This window comes from Agrobacterium sp. 22-226-1 (assembly GCF_053522345.1).
On record NZ_JBNWCP010000002.1, the window covers coordinates 304,141 to 325,128 of the forward strand.

Annotated in this window: 19 protein-coding genes; 16 read left to right on the forward strand and 3 right to left on the reverse strand. The window is 61.4% G+C overall.

Features of this window, described 5'->3' with window-relative positions:
* Window positions 1–13: 13 nt before the first annotated feature.
* On the reverse strand, window positions 14–2,692 hold the full coding sequence (locus tag ACQZ5K_RS04380) for a DNA translocase FtsK (protein WP_448739709.1): 2,679 nt from the start codon (window positions 2,690–2,692) through the stop codon (window positions 14–16).
* A gap of 374 nt (window positions 2,693–3,066) precedes the next feature.
* Between ACQZ5K_RS04380 and ACQZ5K_RS04385 the strand changes: the two genes are divergently transcribed.
* The 10 genes from ACQZ5K_RS04385 (at window position 3,067) to ACQZ5K_RS04430 (ending at window position 10,788) form a co-directional block, all read left to right on the forward strand.
* Complete coding sequence (locus tag ACQZ5K_RS04385; protein ID WP_448739710.1) at window positions 3,067–4,677, forward strand: ABC transporter substrate-binding protein; 1,611 nt, start codon at window positions 3,067–3,069, stop codon at window positions 4,675–4,677.
* A 9-nt stretch (window positions 4,678–4,686) separates the two neighbouring features.
* On the forward strand, window positions 4,687–5,676 hold the full coding sequence (locus ACQZ5K_RS04390) for an ABC transporter permease (protein WP_137004624.1): 990 nt from the start codon (window positions 4,687–4,689) through the stop codon (window positions 5,674–5,676).
* Window positions 5,673–6,503: an ABC transporter permease gene (locus ACQZ5K_RS04395; RefSeq protein ID WP_137004625.1), complete on the forward strand. Its 831-nt coding sequence runs from the start codon at window positions 5,673–5,675 to the stop codon at window positions 6,501–6,503. The genes ACQZ5K_RS04390 and ACQZ5K_RS04395 overlap by 4 nt, the downstream gene beginning before the upstream one ends.
* A complete protein-coding gene (locus ACQZ5K_RS04400) occupies window positions 6,500–7,303 on the forward strand; it encodes an ABC transporter ATP-binding protein (RefSeq protein ID WP_448739711.1) in 804 nt (267 codons plus the stop codon). The genes ACQZ5K_RS04395 and ACQZ5K_RS04400 overlap by 4 nt, the downstream gene beginning before the upstream one ends.
* On the forward strand, window positions 7,300–8,079 hold the full coding sequence (locus tag ACQZ5K_RS04405; protein ID WP_137004627.1) for an ABC transporter ATP-binding protein: 780 nt from the start codon (window positions 7,300–7,302) through the stop codon (window positions 8,077–8,079). The genes ACQZ5K_RS04400 and ACQZ5K_RS04405 overlap by 4 nt, the downstream gene beginning before the upstream one ends.
* Window positions 8,080–8,088: 9 nt before the next feature.
* Window positions 8,089–9,195, forward strand: coding sequence for a pyridoxal-phosphate-dependent aminotransferase family protein (locus tag ACQZ5K_RS04410; protein WP_448739712.1), 1,107 nt, complete (start codon window positions 8,089–8,091; stop codon window positions 9,193–9,195).
* 158 nt (window positions 9,196–9,353) lie between these two features.
* Complete coding sequence (locus ACQZ5K_RS04415; RefSeq protein ID WP_175422117.1) at window positions 9,354–9,548, forward strand: hypothetical protein; 195 nt, start codon at window positions 9,354–9,356, stop codon at window positions 9,546–9,548.
* 66 nt (window positions 9,549–9,614) lie between these two features.
* Window positions 9,615–10,103: a helix-turn-helix domain-containing protein gene (locus tag ACQZ5K_RS04420; protein WP_080820678.1), complete on the forward strand. Its 489-nt coding sequence runs from the start codon at window positions 9,615–9,617 to the stop codon at window positions 10,101–10,103.
* Window positions 10,104–10,117: 14 nt separating this feature from the next.
* Complete coding sequence (locus tag ACQZ5K_RS04425) at window positions 10,118–10,522, forward strand: VOC family protein (protein WP_003523747.1); 405 nt, start codon at window positions 10,118–10,120, stop codon at window positions 10,520–10,522.
* A 56-nt stretch (window positions 10,523–10,578) separates the two neighbouring features.
* Complete coding sequence (locus ACQZ5K_RS04430; protein ID WP_233284818.1) at window positions 10,579–10,788, forward strand: hypothetical protein; 210 nt, start codon at window positions 10,579–10,581, stop codon at window positions 10,786–10,788.
* Window positions 10,789–10,927: 139 nt separating this feature from the next.
* Here ACQZ5K_RS04430 and ACQZ5K_RS04435 read toward each other — a convergent pair whose 3' ends face one another.
* Window positions 10,928–12,748: an IlvD/Edd family dehydratase gene (locus tag ACQZ5K_RS04435; RefSeq protein WP_137004630.1), complete on the reverse strand. Its 1,821-nt coding sequence runs from the start codon at window positions 12,746–12,748 to the stop codon at window positions 10,928–10,930.
* Window positions 12,749–13,270: 522 nt separating this feature from the next.
* On the opposite strand from ACQZ5K_RS04435, the gene ytfQ reads away from it, so the two are divergent.
* From ytfQ to ACQZ5K_RS04460, 5 genes are all read left to right on the forward strand, one after another.
* Window positions 13,271–14,230: a galactofuranose ABC transporter, galactofuranose-binding protein YtfQ gene (ytfQ, locus tag ACQZ5K_RS04440; RefSeq protein WP_020809449.1), complete on the forward strand. Its 960-nt coding sequence runs from the start codon at window positions 13,271–13,273 to the stop codon at window positions 14,228–14,230.
* Window positions 14,231–14,305: 75 nt separating this feature from the next.
* A complete protein-coding gene (locus ACQZ5K_RS04445) occupies window positions 14,306–15,829 on the forward strand; it encodes a sugar ABC transporter ATP-binding protein (RefSeq protein ID WP_137004631.1) in 1,524 nt (507 codons plus the stop codon).
* On the forward strand, window positions 15,829–16,872 hold the full coding sequence (locus tag ACQZ5K_RS04450) for an ABC transporter permease (protein WP_175422233.1): 1,044 nt from the start codon (window positions 15,829–15,831) through the stop codon (window positions 16,870–16,872). The genes ACQZ5K_RS04445 and ACQZ5K_RS04450 overlap by 1 nt, the downstream gene beginning before the upstream one ends.
* The gene (gene yjfF / locus ACQZ5K_RS04455; protein ID WP_080842777.1) at window positions 16,869–17,849 is read left to right on the forward strand and encodes a galactofuranose ABC transporter, permease protein YjfF; all 981 of its coding nucleotides are present in this window, start codon (window positions 16,869–16,871) and stop codon (window positions 17,847–17,849) included. Before ACQZ5K_RS04450 ends, yjfF begins: the two co-directional genes overlap by 4 nt.
* Before the next feature lie 18 nt (window positions 17,850–17,867).
* On the forward strand, window positions 17,868–18,602 hold the full coding sequence (locus ACQZ5K_RS04460; RefSeq protein WP_127758065.1) for a FadR/GntR family transcriptional regulator: 735 nt from the start codon (window positions 17,868–17,870) through the stop codon (window positions 18,600–18,602).
* 46 nt (window positions 18,603–18,648) lie between these two features.
* Here the strand turns inward: ACQZ5K_RS04460 and ACQZ5K_RS04465 are convergent, their stop codons facing one another.
* Window positions 18,649–19,866, reverse strand: coding sequence for an MFS transporter (locus ACQZ5K_RS04465; RefSeq protein ID WP_137004633.1), 1,218 nt, complete (start codon window positions 19,864–19,866; stop codon window positions 18,649–18,651).
* Between the two features lie 181 nt (window positions 19,867–20,047).
* Between ACQZ5K_RS04465 and ACQZ5K_RS04470 the strand changes: the two genes are divergently transcribed.
* Window positions 20,048–20,986 (forward strand): AraC family transcriptional regulator, encoded by a 939-nt coding sequence (locus tag ACQZ5K_RS04470; protein ID WP_137004634.1) that lies wholly within the window; start codon window positions 20,048–20,050, stop codon window positions 20,984–20,986.
* Window positions 20,987–20,988: the final 2 nt, after the last annotated feature.

A 20,988-nucleotide genomic window follows, 5' to 3' on the forward strand; every position in this document is an offset into this window, starting at 1 on the left:
ACCGAGGGCTCAATCAGTCTTCCGCTCCCATGGCATCGTAAGAAGAGCGTTCGCCGGCGATGATCGCGCGTTTGCCGACATGGTTGGCAGGCCCGACAATGCCTTCCTGTTCCATGCGCTCGACCAGCGAAGCGGCACGGTTATAACCGACGGACAGGCGGCGCTGGATATAGGATGTGGAGCACTTCTTGTCGCGCATCACCACCTTGACGGCCTTTTCATAGAGATCGTCGCTATCGTCCTCACCCATGGCGGTCTTGTCGAAAACAGCGGCTTCCTCTTCAACCTCATCGTCGGTTTCGTCGGCGTCTTCGGTAACGGTGCCGAGATATTCCGGACGTCCCTGCGTCTTCAGATGCGCGACCACCTTTTCCACTTCCTCATCCGAAACGAAAGGACCGTGGACACGGGCGATGCGGCCGCCGCCCATCATGTGCAGCATATCGCCCTGACCGAGCAGATGCTCCGCGCCCTGTTCGCCAAGGATGGTGCGGCTGTCGATCTTCGAGGTCACCTGGAAGGAGATACGGGTCGGGAAATTCGCCTTGATCGTACCGGTGATGACATCGACCGACGGGCGCTGGGTTGCCATGATGAGATGGATGCCGGCAGCACGCGCCATCTGCGCCAGGCGCTGGATCGCGCCTTCGATTTCCTTGCCGGCGACCATCATCAGGTCGGCCATTTCGTCGACGATGACGACGATATAGGGCATGGCCGTGAGGTCCATTTCTTCCTGCTCGTAGACCGCCTCGCCGGTGGCGCGGTCGAAGCCGCTCTGCACGTTGCAGAACACCGTCTCGCCCTTGGCGCGGGCGGCAGCGGCCCTTGCATTGTAGCCATCGATATTGCGCACGCCGAGACGCGACATCTTGCGATAACGGTCTTCCATTTCGCGTACGGCCCATTTCAACGCCATGACCGCTTTTTTCGGATCGGTGACGACAGGCGTCAACAGATGCGGAATACCGTCATAAACGGAAAGCTCGAGCATCTTGGGATCGACCATGATGAGACGGCACTCTTCCGGCTTCAGACGATAGAGCAGCGACAGGATCATGGTGTTGATGGCGACCGACTTGCCGGAGCCGGTGGTGCCGGCGACCAGCAGATGCGGCATCTTCGCCAGTTCCGCGATGACAGGTTCGCCGCCAATCGTCTTGCCGAGGCAAAGTGCGAGCTTCTGGCGGGTCTCGGCGTAGTCGGTCGCTTCGATCAGTTCGCGCAGATAAACCGTCTCGCGCACCGGGTTCGGTAGTTCGATGCCGATGACATTGCGGCCGGGCACGACGGCGACGCGCGCCGAGAGCGCCGACATGGAGCGGGCGATATCGTCCGACAGGCCGATGACGCGCGAGGACTTGACGCCGGGGGCGGGTTCGAACTCATACAGAGTGACGACCGGGCCGGGGCGGACATCGATGATCTCGCCCTTGATGCCGAAATCCTCCAGCACGCTTTCGAGAAGCCCGGCGCTCTGCTCCAGCGCTTCCGGCGTCATGGTCGTGGTCTGCTGGACGCGGGCCTCCTGCAGAAGATCGATGGAGGGATATTCATATTCCCCCTCGGCAAAAACCGGAGCTTCGCGGAACATCGGCTGCGAGGCCTGGATGGGCGCGCGCGGCGTGAAACGCGGCTCGGCCGCAATTCTCTCAACCGGCTGAACCTGCTCCAAAGGTCTCGGCGTTTCGACAACCATCGGCGCTTCAGCGACGGGTGGCGACGCGACTTCCTGTTCCACGACCGGAAGGGCGGCAGGAACGACGGACTGACGCACGCCGATCTCGCGGTAAAGCCGGATTGCGGAACCGCCCGGCACGGTGACAACAGGAGGTTCGGACGAAAGCACGATCGCAGCCGCTGCCGGCGACACGACGGCGACCGGCGCGACTATCGCTGGCGCTGTGACGACCGAATTTGCAAGAACGGCGCGCGTGGACGCGGAAACGCCCTCGCCGGCACTGCCCGGCAGATCGAGCGTCATCACTTCCCAGAAAAGCTCATCCGGCAGATGGGCGGCGAAAGCAGGAATGACGGCCTGAGCGGCCTCGACGGATTGCGGGTGAACCGACGGGGATGCCTGCGGCACAGGCGCTTCCACGGCTACGGAGATCCCCTCCTGAACCGGCATCTGCGCAGCGGCAGCCGCCTCTTCCGCCTGCTTGCGGGCGAGCTCCAGCCGCAATTTGTAAGTCAGCGCCCTGGCGCCCCGGGCCTCCGGCGGCTGCGGCAGAAACGGCATGCGCGGCGGCGGCACGCGCTGTTCAGCCGGCTTCACGACGGGTTGAGGGACAGAAACCTCCTGCTGCACAGCGTGTTGCTGCGCCACCGCTTCCTGCTCCACCGTTTCAGGCGGGGCGGCATCCAGGATTTCCTCTTCCGGAATATTGGGTGTCTCGACCGGCATGCGCCGGGCAAAGGCGCTTTCCGGCGTGCGGGTGAAACGCACATTCGGGCCGAGCACGAAAGCATTCTGCCAGCCGGGCATCTCGGCGCGACCTTCAATGGCGTCGGCTGCGCTGACATCGGCATTCGGCCGGGGTGCCGCGCCCGCCTTCATTCCCGCCGTCTGCTGACCGGCAACCGACTGCTCGCCGGCATGACGAGCCTTGTCGCTCCCCTCCCCTACACTATTGGACGAATTCTGGAATCTGGATCGGGAGAAACTCATGGCAGCGTGCACACTCATCATAAACGTACATATTTCGGTCTCCCTGAAATAGAAAATAAAGGTTAATTACCCCTTTCCAAACGGGGCCACCGCGGCAGATTTTCGCTCCGCCCACAGGCGTAACGGGGCGCATACGGCCGAAGCACCGGCGTCCCAACCACCTAATTTCATTGCGTTAAATCAATTTTCCGGAACATCGCCGCCAGCAGGACCGCAGCAGGAGAAAAGCGCATTGCCGTCGGAAAGCATATTGTTTCCGCAAAGGCCCGCGCAACGTAAAATCATTGCTGTAAAGCCCGCGAATTAACGTGGACACTGCCGAGGTTGCAGTCTTAAGATCGGCCGCCGCGGACCAAGTGGAAAGGCCCGCCCAGCCCTCATTTCCGGAGTGAATCATGTCGCCTGTCCACCTGTCCCGCCGCTCGCTTCTCAAGACGTCACTCCTTCTTGCCGCAACCACGGGTTTGGCAGGCATCGCCGCCGCGCAGCAGGCGGCACCCGGCGGAAGGCTGATCGTCGCGGCCGATTCGGAGCCGAAGAACCTCAACCCGGCGATCGTCGCCTCAAACGGCGTGTTTTATATTGCCAGCAAGATCGTCGAGCCGCTGGCCGAGGCCTCCTTCGATGGCAAGGACGGGCTCACACCGCGGCTTGCGACCGAATGGCAGGGATCGGATGACGGTCTCAGCGCCACTTTCAAGCTGCGCGAAGGCGTGTCCTGGCATGACGGCAAGCCGTTCACCTCGGCGGATGTCGCCTTTTCGGCGCTCTCCATCTGGAAACCGCTGCAGAATCTCGGACGGCTGGTCTTCGCCAATCTCGAGAAGGTGGATACGCCGGATGAACACACGGCGATCTTCCGCTTCTCCAAGCCGACACCCTTCCAGCTCATCCGCAACGCGCTGCCGGTCGTTACCAGCGTCGTGCCGAAACATCTTTATGAAGGCACCGATATCGCCACCAACCCGGCCAATACCAAACCGGTCGGCACCGGGCCTTTCGTCTTTGCCGAATACAAGCCCGGCGAATATTATCGTCTGACCCGCAATCCCAATTACTGGGGCAAGGACGAACCGCAGCTCGAAGAGATCATCTACCGCGTCCTGCCGGACCGGGCGGGTGCGGCTTCCGCGCTCGAAGCGGAGGAAATCCAGCTCGCCGCCTTCTCCGCCGTGCCTCTGGCCGATCTCGACCGCATCTCGAAGGTGCCTGGCATCAAGGTCATTGCCGATGGTTACGAGGCGCTGACCTATCAGCTGGTGGTCGAAATCAACCATCGTCGCAAGGAACTGGCCGATCTCAAGGTCAGAAAGGCCATCGCCCACGCCATCGACAAAAAATTCGTCATCGACAAGGTCTTCCTCGGTTACGCCACGGCATCCACAGGCCTGGTGCCGAAGAACGCCCCTGAATTCTACACCGACGATGTCGAGACCTATGATTTCGATGTGGCCAAGGCCAATGCCCTGCTGGACGAGGCGGGTTATGGACGCGGCCCGAACGGAACACGTTTCTCGCTGAAACTTCTGCCGGCGCCCTATTTCAATGAAACCAGGCAGTTCGGCTCCTATCTTCGTCAGGCATTGCAGGAAATCGGCATCGATGCCGAGTTGGTCAATAATGATTCAGCCGCTCACCAGAAGGCCGTCTACACCGATCACGCCTTCGACCTTGCCATCGCGCCTCCGGTCTTCCGCGGCGACCCGGCAATTTCCACCACCATTCTCGTGCGTTCCGGCATTGCGGCGGGCGTCGGCTTCTCCAACCAGGGCGGTTACGAGAACAAGACGCTGGACGAATTGATCGACAAGGCGGCGATAACGGTCGATACCGCCGCACGCACGGCGCTTTACAAGGATTTCCAGAAGCAGGTCGCCGCCGATCTGCCGCTGATCAACGTTGCCGAATGGGGCTTCATCACGGTGGCGCGCGATACGGTCAAACATGTCGCCAGCAATCCCCGCTGGGCCGTTTCCAACTGGGCGGATACGGCGGTCGATACGTAAGGACGCATCGTGAAGCGTGCGGTAACATTGCTGAAGCGAAGGGCAGTCAGCGCCATTCCGGTGCTGCTGATCGTTCTCATCTTCACTTTCGTACTGCTTGAAAATGCATCCGGAGACGCGGTGGACGCCTATCTCGTCTCCATTGGCGGCGGCGATGCCGGGCTCAGGGATGTGTTGCGCGAACAATACGGCCTGAGCGGTTCGGTATTTGCCCGTTTCTGGCTCTATGCCAGCTCGGTGCTGCGGCTCGATCTCGGCTGGTCGCTTGCCTTCGACCGGCCGGTGCTGGGGCTGATCCTCGAGCGATTGCCGAACACGCTTCTCCTGATGGGCAGCGCCACCACATTCGCCTTCATCCTCGGCACCGGGCTTGGCATCGTGGCCGGCGCGCGTCCCGGGGGGCTGACGGATCGCGTGCTTTCAACGCTTTCGCTGGCGCTTTACGCCACGCCCGGCTTCTGGCTCGGCCTCGTGCTGGCCATCGTCTTTGCCGTTCAACTCAAATGGCTGCCCACCTCAGGCATCGAAACCATCGCCTCGGGCAAGCAGGGATTTGCAAGGGCGCTCGATATTGCCCGCCATCTCGTGCTGCCGGTCGCCAGCCTCGGCCTCGTTTATCTCGCGCTTTTCCTGCGCGTCATGCGCACTGCCATGGCGGCGGTCTGGCCGCTGGATTTCGTGCTTTTTGCGCAATCCAAGGGGCTTTCCAAACGGCGGATCGTGCTGCGCCATGTCGCGCGCAACGCCGCTCTTCCGCTTGTTACCGTGCTGGGCCTGCAGGCCGCAACCATGCTGGGCGGCAGCGTGGTGATCGAAAGCGTCTTCGCCATTCCCGGTTTCGGCCGGCTGGCGCAGGAGGCGGTCAGCGGCCGCGACACGCCGCTTTTGATGGGCATTATTCTGACAAGCGCCGTCTTCGTCATTCTCGTCAATCTCGCCGTCGATATTGTCTATGCCGTTCTCGATCCGCGCATCGGCAGCGGGGAGCGACAGGCATGAGTTTCGCTCTCCGGCTGCTGCGCAGTTTCGAAGGCGCCACGGGCACCATCATTCTGGTGGCGCTTGCCATGACGGCGCTTGCCGCCCCCCTCTTCTTTCCGGGCGACCCGCTGGCCATCGTCGGCGAGCCGCTGATCGCACCCTTTACGGATGCCACCCTGCCCCTGGGCACCGACCGGCTGGGCCGCAACGTGCTGGCCGAACTTGCCCATGGCGCGCAGGCCTCCCTGCTCGTCGGCATGGGTGCTGCCGCCGCCGCATTGGTTATCGGCACCGTCATCGGCACCATTGCCGGATTTGCCGGCGGCCTCGTGGATGAAGCATTGATGCGCGTCACCGACGCCTTCCAGATCGTGCCGAATTTCCTGCTCGCGCTCGCCTTCGTCAGCACCATCGGCCCCTCCATGCCCATCGTCATTCTTGCCATTGCGCTCGGCGCATGGGCGGATCCGGCGCGGCTGATGCGGGCGCAGGTGTTGAGCATACGCGAGCGCGATTATGTTCAATCCGCCCGCGCCATCGGCATGCACCCGCTGGAAATCGCCTTCCGGCAGATTTTACCGAATGCCCTGCCGCCAGTTCTGGCGCTGGCCGCCATCATCGTCGCGGCAGCCATCCTCACCGAGGCTGCGCTGTCCTTCCTCGGGCTTGGCGACCCCAATATCGTTACCTGGGGTTCCATGATCGCCGAAGGACGCAACGTCCTGCGCTCGGCCGCGTTTTTGTCCGTCATCCCCGGCATCGGCCTTCTGATCACCGTTCTCGGCGTCTACCTTCTCGGCGAAGGAATCAACAGGGCGATGGCGACGAGGAGGAAAGCGCCATGAGCGGAAATGCGCTGTGCCGGATCGACGATCTCAGCGCTTTTTATGCGGCAGGCGATGCACCGGCCTTGCAGAATGTTTCGCTGACGATCCGGCAGGGGCAAAGGCTGGCGATCATCGGCGAAAGCGGTTCGGGAAAATCCACGCTTGGTAGAGCCATTGCCGGGCTTCTTCCCAGCAATGCGCGGGTTTCCGGCGATATTTCCTGGAGCCGCGATAGCGGCCCGTTTCGCGGCAGGCCACAGCCCGGACGCGACATCGGCACGATCTTTCAGGATACCGGCGCGACACTCAACCCGGTTCTCACCATCGGCGAACAGGTGGCGGAAGGCGCCGTGCGGCATCTCGGCCTGTCATGGAGGCAAGCCCGCGATCTTGCCCGCGACCTTCTGGACCGGGCGCGGCTGCCGCATCCTTCCCATCTGCTTGCCGCCTATTCGCACCAGCTTTCCGGCGGCCAGAGGCAGCGCGTGGCGATCGCCGCCGCCATTGCCGCCAGTCCTTCGATCCTGATTGCCGACGAGGCCACGAGCGCGCTCGATACGGTCAGTCAGGCCGCCATCACCACGTTGCTGGACGATCTGGTGCGGCAGGAAAACAAAACGCTGGTCTTCATCACCCATGATATCGGCCTTGCTTCCAGCCTTGCCGACGAGATCGCGGTTCTGCGCGCGGGGCTGCTGGTGGAACACGGCCCGACGCGGCGGGTGCTTTCCGCACCCAGCCATGACTATACGCGTGCGCTGCTTGCCGATTATCTCGATCTTTCCACGCCACCGCTCATCAGCGAGGCCGCGTCATGAACGAAGCCCTTCTGAACGTCGACGGACTGTCGAAAACCTATCGCACCGGCGCAAGAACGGTGGCGGCGCTTTCCGACATCTCCTTTTCGCTTCAGCCCGGCGAGACGCTGGGGCTTGCCGGTCCCTCCGGCTGCGGGAAATCGACGCTGGCGCGCATTCTGATGCGGCTGATCCCGGCCGATGAAGGCACGATCCATTTCAAAGGCCGCGACTGGCTGGCGCTGGGCAGCGGGCAGCTTCGCGCCGCCCGCCAGCATATGCAGATGGTGTTTCAGGACACGCATGGCGCCCTCAATCCGCGCGCCAGCGTCGAGGATGCCATCGGTGAACCCTTGCGCATTCATCGCATGGTCAAAAAACGCGAGCGTGCGGCGGAAATACGCCGCCTTCTCGAGCGCGTGGGCCTGCCCGCCAGCTATGCCGGCCGTTCGGTCTTCGAGCTTTCCGGCGGCCAAAGGCAGCGTGTCGCGATTGCACGGGCCATTGCACTCAAACCGTCGCTTCTCATTCTGGACGAAGCTGTCTCCGCGCTCGATGTTTCGGTTCGCCGGCAAATCCTCGAACTGCTGGTGGAAATACAGCGGGAGACGGCCGTTTCCTGTATTTTCGTTTCCCATGATCTCGCAGTCATCCGGGCCGTCTGCCACCGCGTCGCCATCATGGAAGCGGGGCGGATCGTTGAAATCGGCAGGACGAGAAATATCGTCTCGGCGCCGCAATCCTCGACCGCCAGAACCCTGATCGACGCCGCACCGCGCCTGACCATTGCCCCGTAAGGAAAAGACATGCCCGTTCCGGATTATGCATTGCTGCTCGACCCGCCCGCTTTTCCCGCGGAGCGTTACGCCACCCTGGCTGACCGGCTGGCAGCGTTGATGGGCACGGGGAACGACGTCCTTCTCATACAGGCGGAAGCCGTACTGGCACTCGAAGCGGCGGCGATGAGCCTTGCCCGACCGGGTCTTAGAGCGCTCAACATCGTCACCAGCCCCTATGGCGCATGGTTCGGCGGCTGGCTCAATAGAGGCGGTGCGACGGTGCGCAACCTGGCCGCCAGCCCGGCGAAGCCGGTCACGCTGGAGGAGGTGGAGCGGGCGCTGAACGAGGGGCCGGGCTTCGATCTTCTCGCCATCGTCCATGCGGAATCGGCAAGCGGCATTCTCAACCCCCTGCCCGCCATTGCCGCGCTCGCTCGGCAAAGGGGTATCGTCACGCTCGTTGATGCCGTCGCCTCCATCGGCGGCCATGCCTTCGAGGTCGACCGGCTGGGTATCGATATCGCCGTCATCGGCCCGCAAAAGGCGCTGTCCGGCCCGGCGGGGGTTTCCGCCATTTCCGTCAGCGAAAAAGCGTGGGAGCTTCTTTCTCATGGTGAGGCGCCGGAAAACTCCATGCTCTCGCTTCTGGACCAGAAGAAACTCTGGCTCGATGCCGGCCGCGGCGCGCTGCCCGGAACGCCTGCTCCGCTGGAATTCTACGCGCTGGAGGCCGCCCTCGACCGGATAGAGGCGGAAGGTCTGGCATCCGCCAATGAACGTCATGAAAGAGCGGCGTCGGCCACCCGGAACGGCATCAGGGCGCTCGGTATCCCGACATGGGTGGAAGAGGCGCACGCCTCCGCCCTCGTTTCCGCGGCGATCCTGCCGGATACCCTGGAAGCCAAGGCATTCCTCGCTGCTGCATCCCAAAAGCAGGGCGCAGATATTTCCGCCGGTGTCGGCCCCGGCGCGGAACGGCTGATAAGGCTCAATCACACCGGTCGGCGGGCGCATCCGGAGGCGGTGAAAGCCAATATCGCGGCCTTCTCCAGCGCCCTGAAAAGCCTCGGCCATGCCGCAGATACCGATTCCGCAATGGAAGCGACTGAAAAAGCCTATTCTGACGACGTTTGACCGCGCCGATAAACGTTCATTTCGCCAAATCCGGCAGCGTTGGAATGTCAGTCACGACATTGTTGTTAAAAATGGTAGACAAATTCCTCGGCCAATCTTGACGAAATCATGGCAACGCGCGAAACTTAACGCTACGTTAACTCGCGTGAAGAAGGGAAATGGCCATGGTAGCAGGGTTCAACATGCTCTCCTTTGACCTCTTTGGCATCGGCCGAAGGATGCCCGTCGTCAATGAGCGGGTGGAGACTGAGTTTCAGGACAAAATGCCGCGCAGACCCGACGACGAGTCGCACGATGATGAGCGCGATCAGGAATATGAACTGTTCTTCTGGTCGCTTTACCCGGTGATCTGAACCACTCACAGCGGCTTGCAGGCATGAACCTTGCCAAGGACCGCCGGTTCCTTCAATGATTGCCGCATGCGCCGGTCCGGAAATGAAAAGAACTCTGCAAACAGAGACTTGAAACTGCTGCGCCGCCTTCTGCGGGCCAAGGATCATATGGACGCGGCACCCCATGAGGCGTGGCCTGTTTCACGCCTTGCAAGCGTCAGCGGCGCCTCGCAGGCGCACTTCGCGAGATCGTTTCGCGATGCTTTCGGCATACCCCCTCACCGCTATCTGCTGACCCGCCGGGTGGAGCGCGCCGTGGCGTTGTTGCGTGACACGGATCTTCCGGTCATCGAGATCGCACTGCAAACCGGCTGGAACAGCATCGGCACGTTCGGCCGTGTTTTCCGCGACGTGACGGGGGAAAACCCGAGTGAATTGCGGCGCAGGATGCGGCTTTTGCCTGCCGATCTTGAGCAGGTTCCCCATTGCTTCGTCAGCGCCGCGCATCGCCCCCATCTCACAATCGCAGTTTCGGAGAAGCGCCGGCGAACGGAAAGCGGTAGGCACGGTGAGTGAAAGGGAGATAGCTCATGAAAAATGGTGTTCAACTCGTCGGGCTGTATGTTCATGACCAGGACGAAGCGCTGCAATTTTATGTCGAAAAAGTCGGATTTCGTCTGCATACGGACGCACGCAACGGCGATTATCGCTGGTTGACCGTGCAGCATCCGGACCAGCCGGATTTCCAGCTCGGCCTGTTTCGGCCGCAGGCCCCGACCGTTGACGAGGCGACGGCGCAGGATCTGAATGAAGCCGTGGCCAAAGGAGCCATGCCACCGCTGGTTCTGGTGGTCGAGGATTGCCAGAAAGCCTTTGACGCCATGCACAAACGCGGCGTCGAATTCACCCAGGAACCGATTGCCCGCTACGGCTCGGTGGATGCGAGCTTCCGCGATCCTTCCGGCAATGGCTGGAAGCTCGTTCAGGCCCGCTGAAGCGCCGATGTGTCACATTCCATCATGGATGTTTTTTCTTGGGGGCAACTTTGATCTTGCGAAACTGGATAAGGCAGGGCCATCGGTGGCTGGGCATTCTGCTGACCGTCACCATTCTGGCGAACTTCGCTTCGATGGCCTTCGGCCCGACGCCGCCGGCGATCGTTTATGCTCCGCTGGTGCCGCTGACTTTGCTTGTTTTCAGCGGGCTTTACATGTTCTTCCTGCCATATCTGGGAAAGCCGGCAGCCCCATCGGGGAAGTAGGCAGGTAAGCAATGATGCTATCGCGCTCTTCGGCCGCCCGCACGGTTCACGCGGTTGCGAAGCACGGTATTCAAAATGTTTCGGCCCCGGGTTTTACCCCGGGGCCGACTAAAAAGCGGTCGGCAAAAACCGCCTGACCTTAGTGGTTGTCGCGCGGCAGGCCCTTGGTCTGAGCGATGCGCTGATACTTCACCGCCGGTTCCAGAACCGCGCCGGTTTCCATCTGGCTGACGATACCGCGCTGGATTTCCTGCCATGGTGTTTGGTGATCGGGGAACTTGTAACCGCCCTCAGCCGACAGCGCCTCGTAACGCTTGGCCAGTTCCTCGCCGGAAATCAGGATATCCGCCTTGCCGCGGCCCACGTCGATGCGGACGCGGTCGCCCGTCTGCAGGATGGCGAGACCGCCACCGGCCGCCGCTTCCGGGGAAGCGTTGAGGATGGACGGGCTGCCAGATGTGCCAGACTGGCGGCCATCGCCGATGCAGGGCAGCGAATTGACGCCTTCCTTCAGGAGATAATCCGGCGCGCGCATGTTCACCACTTCCGCTGCACCCGGATAACCGATGGGGCCTGCGCCGCGCATGAAGAGGATGGTGTTGGCGTCGATCTTCAGCGACGGATCGTCGATGCGGTGATGGTAGTCCTCCGGACCGTCGAACACCACGGCGCGCCCTTCAAAGGCTTCCGGATCGTTCGGGTTGGAGAGGTAACGGTTGCGGAACTCTTCCGAAATCACGCTGGTCTTCATGATAGCGGAGGAGAACAGGTTGCCGCGCAGAACGCGGAAGCCGGCGCGCTCCTTGAGCGGCTGCTCATAGGGGCGGATGACCTTTTCGTCTTCGATGATCGCACCACGGCAATTGTCGCCGATGGTCTTGCCGTTGACCGTCATGGCGTCTTCCATGATCAGTCCCTGGTTCATCAGCTGATTGACGACGGCGGGAACGCCACCGGCATGGTAATAATCCTCGCCGAGATATTCACCGGCCGGCTGCAGGTTGACGAGCAGCGGCACGTCTTCGCCATAGGTCTGCCAGTCATCCACCGTCAGCTCGACGCCGACGTGACGTGCGAGGCCGTTCAGATGGATCGGCGCATTGGTGGAGCCGCCGATGGCCGAGTTGACGCGGATGGCGTTGATGAAGGCATCCTTGGTCATGATATCGGAAGGCTTCAGGTCTTCCTTGACCATTTCAACGATGCGCAGGCCGGTAAGGTAGGAGACTTCCTGACGGTCGCGGTAAGGCGCCGGGATGGCGGCGGAGCCCGGAAGCTGCATACCGAGCGCCTCGGCAAGCGAGTTCATGGTCGTCGCCGTGCCCATGGTGTTGCAATAACCGGTGGAGGGAGCCGACGAGGCGACGAGCTTAACGAAGCCCTGATAATCGATCTCGCCCTTCGCCAGCAATTCGCGCGCCTTCCAGACGATGGTGCCGGAACCGGTGCGCTCGCCACGGAACCAGCCGTTCAGCATGGGACCGACGGAAAGGGCGATGGCCGGAATATTGACGGTGGCCGCCGCCATAAGACAGGCAGGCGTGGTCTTGTCGCAGCCGATGGTCAGGACGACGCCATCGAGCGGATAGCCGTAAAGCACTTCCACGAGGCCGAGATAGGCAAGGTTGCGGTCGAGACCGGCGGTCGGGCGCTTGCCGGTTTCCTGGATCGGATGCACCGGGAATTCGATGGCGATGCCGCCCGCTTCACGGATGCCTTCGCGCAGGCGGTTTGCCAGTTCCAGATGGTGGCGGTTGCAGGGCGAAAGGTCCGAACCGGTCTGCGCAATGCCGATGATCGGGCGATCGGACTGAAGCTCGGCCTGGCTGAGACCGAAGTTCATGTAACGCTCGAGATAAAGCGCGGTCATATCCGCGTTGGCGGGATTGTCGAACCACGCGCGCGAGCGAAGCTTGCCTCCCTTGCCCTGAGTTGCGGGAAGATTGTCGGATGTAGTCATGATGCGGGTCTCCAGCCGGAAGTGGCCAACGGTAAAATATTACGAAATGCGACAAGCTTATGTTGTGCGCAAGGAAAATGGAATCAGCTTTCGGAGATCACGCATAACCGACAGAGCAGCCCCAGACGAGTGATTTGGAGCTGTTCTTCAGCTTTAGCCGAATATTTTTCGGCATTTACGATGATACCGGTGTCGCGCAACGGCCTCTTCCTCCCTGCCTTGCCGGAATGCGCCTGGCCCGATGGCCCGGCACTCCGCCTCAGTCTGATTATCTTTATTTATATTACTATTAGATGCCGTCATTGACTGTCAAGCCACATTGCGGGCCATTTTCGGCGTGTTCAGACAGGGAAAGAGTATAATTTATTTCCAACCAAACCATTGATTTATTGTATTTTATGACAAATTTAGTCGCAGTTCGTGAAAGCCAAATTGCGAAAAGGCTAAAAAACCACTTTTCAAGAGTATTACTATATGCTCATAGTGTCGCCGTCACGCTGACATCATCTCTGGGAGGATAAGATGAGAAAAGCTCTTGCGGCATTCACTGTCGCCGTTTCCGCATGCCTTGCATCCAGTGTTTCCGCACAATCGCTCACCGTCGGCTTCTCGCAGATCGGTTCGGAATCCGGCTGGCGCGCGGCTGAAACAACCGTCACCAAGCAGCAGGCGGAGAAGCGCGGCGTCACGCTGAAATTCGCCGACGCGCAGCAGAAGCAGGAAAATCAGATCAAGGCCGTTCGCGGCTTCATCGCGCAGGGCGTCGATGCGATCCTGATCGCTCCGGTCGTCGCAACCGGCTGGGACGCCGTACTGAAGGAAGCCAAGGAAGAAAAAATCCCTGTCATCCTGCTCGACCGCCAGATCGAGGCTTCTGACGATCTTTACCTCACCGCCGTAACCTCCGATCAGGTTCATGAAGGCAAGGTTGCCGGCGACTGGCTGGTCAAGGATGTCGGTTCCAAGGACTGCAAGGTCGTTGAATTGCAGGGCACGACCGGCTCTTCGCCCGCCATCAACCGCAAGAAGGGCTTCGAAGAGGCGATTGCCTCGCACAAGAACATCAAGATCGCGCGCTCGCAGACGGGTGACTTCACCCGCACCAAGGGCAAGGAAGTGATGGAAAGCTTCATCAAGGCCGAAGGCGGCGGCAAGGATATCTGTGCGGTCTACGCTCATAATGACGACATGGCCGTCGGCGCGATCCAGGCGATCAAGGAAGCCGGCCTGAAGCCCGGAACCGACATCAAGGTCGTTTCCATCGATGCCGTGCCTGATATCTTCAAGGCCATGGCGGCCGGCGAAGCCAACGCCACCGTCGAACTGACGCCTGATATGGCCGGCCCCGCCTTCGACGCGCTCGAAGCCTATCTGAAGGACAAGAAGGCCCCCCCGAAGTGGATTCAGACTGAATCCAAGCTCTACACGGCGTCCGATGACCCGATGAAGGTCTACGAGGCGAAGAAGGGTCTGGGTTACTGACAACCCATTCTTCGGAAGGAGCGGCGCGTCGTTCGTGCCGCTCCATCATGGCATTCTTCATGCGGAACCTGCTCAATGTCCGAAACGGCACCACTTCTGGAAGCACGCGCCATCGGCAAATCCTTTTTGGGGATCACGGCGCTCGATGGCGTCGATTTTTCGCTTGGACATGGTGAAATCCATGCCCTGCTCGGCGAAAACGGCGCGGGTAAATCGACGCTCATCAAAATCCTGACCGGGGTTTATCACCGCGACAGCGGTTCGATCTTTCTGGAGGGTGCAGAGATTTCGCCCGCCAATGTCGGCGAGGCGCAGGCGCTGGGCATCGGCACTGTCTATCAGGAAGTGAACCTTCTCGAAAACCTGACGGTTGCCGAAAACCTGTTTCTCGGCCGCCAGCCGCGCCGCTTCGGGCTGATCGACCGCAGCACGATGCAGAAGAATTCGCAGGCGCTGCTTGCCCAGTACGGGTTGTCCATCGACGTCAACGCGCTGCTTTCCAGCTATTCGGTGGCCATCCGCCAGATCATCGCCATTGCCCGCGCTGTGGATCTTTCCGGCAAGGTGCTGGTGCTGGACGAGCCGACTGCCAGCCTTGATGCCCATGAAGTCGAGATGCTGTTCGGCGTCTTGAGAGACCTGCGCGCACGCGGCATCGGCATCGTCATCATCACCCACTTCCTCAATCAGGTCTATGACATCGCCGACCGAGTGACGGTGCTGCGCAACGGCCGCCTCGTCGGCACCCGCGATATCGGCAGCCTGCCCCGTTCCGAACTGATCTCGATGATGCTCGGCCGCGAGCTTCAGCACATCACCCATGAACATCAGGCGACCGAAGATACGGTTGCCGAGGGCGAGCCGCCGATCCGTTTCGAAGGTTACGGCAAACGCGGCAGCATCGCCCCCTTCGATCTCGGCATCCGCCCCGGCGAAATCGTCGGTGTCGCCGGGCTGCTGGGTTCCGGCCGGACGGAAACAGCCTTCCTGCTGTTCGGCATCGACCGGCCGGATACCGGAAAGGCTGTCATCGACGGTCAGACGGTGGCGATTTCTTCGCCGGAAGCCGCCATTACCGCCGGTTTCGGTTTCTGTCCGGAAGAGCGCAAGACCGATGGCATCATTGGCGACTTTTCCGTCACCGATAATATCGCGCTGGCGCTTCAGGCGCGGCAGGGCTGGGCACGGCCGCTCTCGCGCCGACAGAAGGCGGAACTGGCCGAAAGCTTTATCAAGTCGCTCGATATCCGCCCGGCCGACCCCGAGCGGCCGATCAAATTCCTGTCCGGCGGCAACCAGCAGAAGGCCATTCTGGCGCGCTGGCTCGCCACCCATCCCCGGCTTCTGATCCTCGACGAGCCGACACGCGGCATCGATATCGGCGCGCATGCGGAAATCCTGAAAATGATAGAAAAACTCTGCAGCGAGGGCATGTCGCTCGTCGTCATCTCCTCCGAGCTGGAAGAGCTTACCGCCGTCGCCCATCGTGTGGTCGTGCTCTCTGACCGCCGCCATGTCAGCGAATTGAAGGGCGGCGAAGTGACCGCCGACAACATCATGCGGGCGATTGCCGATGCGGCAAAAACGGAGGCGGCATGATGGCAGCAGTGACACGACGCCTGAAAAGGCTTGCTCCCCAGCTTGCCGCGTTCTTCATCATTCTGGCAGCGATAACAATCCTTTCGCCGGGTTTCCTGCATGTCTCGTTCCAGAACGGCAGGCTCTATGGCAGTCTGGTGGATATTCTCGTGCGTGCCGCACCGGTCGCGCTTTTGACCATCGGCATGACGCTGGTCATCGCCACCAAGGGCATCGACCTTTCCATCGGCGCCGTCATCGCCATCTGCGGCGCGGTCGCGGCCACGCTCATCAGTAATGGCCATTCCATTCCCTCGGTCATCGTCATCTCGCTTGCGGTGGGCATTGCCTGCGGGTTGTGGAACGGCGTGCTGGTCGCCTTTCTCGACATACAGCCGATCATCGCCACGCTGATCCTGATGGTGGCAGGGCGCGGCATCGCCCAGCTTATTACCGAAGGCGTCATTCTAACCTTCAACAATGACAGCTTTTCCGCCATCGGTTCCGGCTCGTTCGCAGGCATTCCGCTGCCGGTCATCATCTGGGTTGCAGCGGCCCTGTTGATCGGCCTTCTGGTGCGCAAGAGCGCGCTCGGTTTCCTGATCGAGGCGACCGGCATCAATCGCCGCGCCGCAGCGCTTGCCGGGGTGCGAGCCCGCTTCCTGCTGTTTTTCGTCTATGCGGTTTCCGGCCTCTGCGCGGCCATCGCTGGCATGATCGTCACCGCCGATATTCGCGGCGCGGATGCCAATAATGCCGGGCTATGGCTCGAACTGGACGCGATCCTTGCGGTGGTCATCGGCGGCACGTCGCTGAATGGCGGGCGCTTCTCCATCACCGCCTCGCTGATCGGCGCGCTGATCATCCAAACCATCAATACCGGCATTCTCGTTTCGGGCTTTCCGCCGGAATTCAACCTCATCATCAAGGCCGGCATCATCATGGTGGTGCTGACGCTACAATCGCCGGCAATCATGACGGTGCTTGGCTTCGTGAAAGCGCCCAAGCCACACGCTAAACCGGCGGCCACCAATGGCATGACCAAGGAAGGAACCGCGCGATGATCCACAGCCGCAACCTGCCCTTCCTCACCACCCTGACGATCTTCGTCATCGCCTATCTCCTCTGCGTGCTGCAATATCCGGCGATCTTTTCCACGCGGGTGATCGGCAACCTTCTGACCGACAATGCCTTCCTCGGCATCGCGGCCGTCGGCATGACCTTCGTCATCCTGTCGGGCGGCATCGATCTTTCCATCGGTTCGGTCATCGCCTTTACCAGCGTCTTCGTCGCCGTCATGGTCGGCACCTATAATATCCATCCGCTGCTGGCCTTCGCCATCGTGCTGGTGGTCTCGACATTGTTCGGCTGCCTGATGGGGGCGATGATCCGTTTCCTGTCCATCCCGCCCTTCGTGGTGACGCTGGCCGGCATGTTTTTGGCGCGCGGCGCGGCTTACCTTATCTCCACCCAGTCAGTGCCGATCTCGCATCCGTTCATCGATGCGATACAGGGCTTTTATTACCGCTTCCCGGGCGGCGGCAGGCTGACGGCGCTCGCCATGCTAATGCTTCTCGTCTTTGCCGCCGGCATGCTGATCGCCAGCCGCACCCGCTTCGGCGCCAATATCTATGCGCTCGGCGGCAATCCGCAATCGGCGGAGCTGATGGGCGTGCCGATCGGCGCAACGACCATTGGCATCTATGCGCTGTCCGGCTTTCTCTCCGGCCTCGCCGGCATCGTCTATACGCTCTACACCTCGTCGGGCTATTCGCTGGCGACGGTGGGCGTTGAACTCGACGCCATCGCCGCGGTCGTGATCGGCGGCACGCTTCTGACCGGCGGCACGGGGCTGGTAGCGGGCACTTTCATCGGCCTGCTGATCCAGGGCTTGATCCAGACCTACATCGTTTTTGACGGGACGCTTTCCTCCTGGTGGACGAAAATCGTCATCGGTGTGCTGCTTTTCGTCTTCATCGTGTTGCAGCGCGCAATCATCTGGTATTCAAACAGGAGACTGGCCGGGCCACACCCGGCATAACCACCAAGGGAGGCTTGCTTGGGGCTGCTCGAAACGACGATAAGCGGGCGAAAACGCCGGAACAGCCACGCCCATGTGGTCTCCGAACTCGGCAGCGCCATCGTCTCGGGCAGAATTGCGGAAGGCTCCCTGTTGCCCAATGACGCGGAACTGTCCATGCGCTTCGGCGTCTCGCGCACCGTGCTGCGCGAAACCATGAAGACGCTGGCGGCCAAGCGGCTGGTGGAGCCCAAGGCGAAAGTGGGCACCCGCGTTCTCGACCGCTCAAGCTGGAACTTCTTCGATCCGGATGTACTGGGCTGGCGCTGCGAGGCCGGCATAGACCAGGAATTCGTCACGCATCTGGCGGAGATCCGTCTGGCGCTGGAGCCGGCAGCGGCAGCAGCAGCGGCCCTGCAGGCCTCCAATGACGATATCGTTTCGCTTTACGTCATCGCCGCCAAATTCGACAATCCGAAACATACGCCGGAAAGCATCGCCAAGGTCGATCTCGAATTCCACCTCGCCGTGGCGCATATGTCCGGCAACCCCTTCATGCGCTCGGCAAGCGGGCTGATCGAAGCAGCACTTGCCATTTCCTTCCAGCTCTCGTCGCCGGCCGCTTCGCCTGGCACCATCGCCGAAATCGCGTCCAATCATCTGCGCATCGTGCATGCGATTGCGGCGCGTGACGCGGATGCGGCGGTGAAAGCCATGCGCCACGTGATCGAGGTCGGTAAAGATCGGACGCAGAATGCGATCAAGACGGTTTGAGGAGGAGTAGGACCCGCAGGAATGCGGGTCCGTTTTCTCCAACCAATTACCCCTGCGATGCCTCGACCTGCGGCACCACGCCACGGCGCGACGCCATCAGCGATGCGCCGAGAAGGGCGGCAATCGCCACGAAGACGAAGACCATCGTCGCCCCCTGAAGATCGATCAGCAGGCCGCCCAGAACCGCACCGCTGGAAATGGCGATCTGGAACGTGGTGAGCAGCAGCGCACCGGCGCTTTCCGCTTCATCGGAAGCGGCCCGCGTGATGAAGCTCTGCACACTGACCGGAAGCGCACCGAATGCGAAGCCCCAGGAGGCGATGGCAAGGCCGGCAATCAGGGGCGACGCACCCGCAATGACCAGAACGGAGGCCGATGCCGCGATGAGAGTCGCCGCAAATGTCACGGCCCATGCCGTATTTTTCTCGGAAAGGAAACCACCGAAGAGATTGCCGAAAAAGCCGCCGACACCATAAACCAGAAGGACGAGCGAAATCGCCTCGACGCCAAGAAGCGTCACATCTTCCAGGAACGGACGGACATAGGTGAAACCGGCAAAATGACCCGCAACGATGAACAGCGTCGTCAGAAGGCCGATCCGAACCTGCGGCCGCTGCAACAGGCGGAACATGGTGGAAAGACCGGGTGCGCCAGCCGGCGGCAGCGACGGAACGGTGAGCAATTGCACGAGAAGTGCGATGACACCCAGCGCGCCCGCAACCACAAAGGCCGAGCGCCAGCCAAGCGTCGCGCCGATCCATGCGCCCACCGGCGCTGCACAGACGGTAGCGACCGAAACCCCTGTCAGGATAATGGCCATGGCGCGCGGCATCTTCTCAAGCGGCACGAGCCTCAGCGCCAGCGCCGCCGACATGGCCCAGAAGCCGCCAAGGCCGATGCCGAGCAGGACGCGCGAGGCGAACAGCATGAAAAGACCGTTGGCGAAGGCGGCCAGCGTGCTGGAAATGATCAGCAGCGTGGTTAGCCCAAGCAATGTCCAGCGGCGGTCGGTGCTGCGTGTGCCGATGACGACGCCGGGGCCGGCGACCGCCGCGACCAGCGCCGTAACGGTGATGGATTGACCGGCGATGCCGGAGCTGACAGCGAGATCGGCCGAAAGCGGCGTAAGAAGGCTGACCGGCAGGAATTCCGCCGTCACCAGCCCGAAAACGCCGAGCGAAAGCGAAACCACGGCCGCCCATTTCGCATCCGGCTCTGTCTTGCGCGGCACATATTCAAGCTCGTTTATGGTCCGGTTGTTCATGAAAATCTCCTGATGCGCATTCCCGGAATGCGTCCTGAAACGGAAAGGCGAAATGGTGAAACCGGTGGGAGTCCGGTTCAACAACCGCAAATCGATGCACATAAGCTATCGTGACATCTCGGCGTTTCCATGCTAGAAAATCCATATTCCTTAACCAAACATCCGAATTTGCGAGAGCGCCATGAATGATGCCCTGACCGAAATGTTGCGTGGCCTGAGGCTCGATGGTGTCGAATACGGCCGGTGCCGCATGGCCACCCCTTGGGCGACGGCCTTTCCCGAACAGGAAGCCGCGCGGTTTCATTTCATCGGCGTCGGTCAGGCGAAATTGCAGAAACCTTCCGGGGAATGGCTGACGCTGACCTGCGGCGACGCCGTGCTTCTGCCCCGTGGCCACGCCCATGTGCTGGGCAGCGGCGAAAATGTGACGCCTTCCCCCTTCGACCGTTTCGGCAAGAGGGAAGTGTGCCAGGGCGTTTTCGACTTGCAATGCGCGAGCGCCGGCGGCGATACCGTGGCCTTTACCGCTTCCATGCGGTTCAACATGGACAATCTGCACCCGCTGCTGCAGCTGATGCCGGATGTGATGCTGACCAGCGATCTGGCTAAAAGTGACCCGGCCATCCCCCATCTGCTTGAAGCCATGACGCGCGAGGTGGAACTGAACCGCGTCGGTGCGGGCGGCATTCTGGCAAGGCTTGCCGATGTGCTTACGGCAACCTTGATCCGCACATGGGTGGAATATGGCTGCGGCGATTCCAGCGGCTGGCTGGCCGCCGTGCGCAATCCCGAACTCGGGCGGGTGCTGGCCGCCATCCACCTCAACCCCGAAAGGGACTGGAGCGTGGAGGAGCTTGCCTCGCTGATGGGCGCATCCCGCTCCAGTTTTGCGGAACGTTTCACGCGCATTGTGGGTGAAAGCCCGGCCCGTTATGTGGTGCGTGTGCGGATGCACCAGGCACGGCTGTGGCTGCGCGAAGGCATGCGCGTGACAGTGGCGGCGGAGAAGCTCGGTTACGATTCCGAAGCCTCCTTCAGCCGCGCCTTCAAACGTGTGCTCGGCGCGCCGCCCAGCCAGTTCCGCAGGAAGGACACGGCCGGGCTGGAGGATGCGGCATAGGA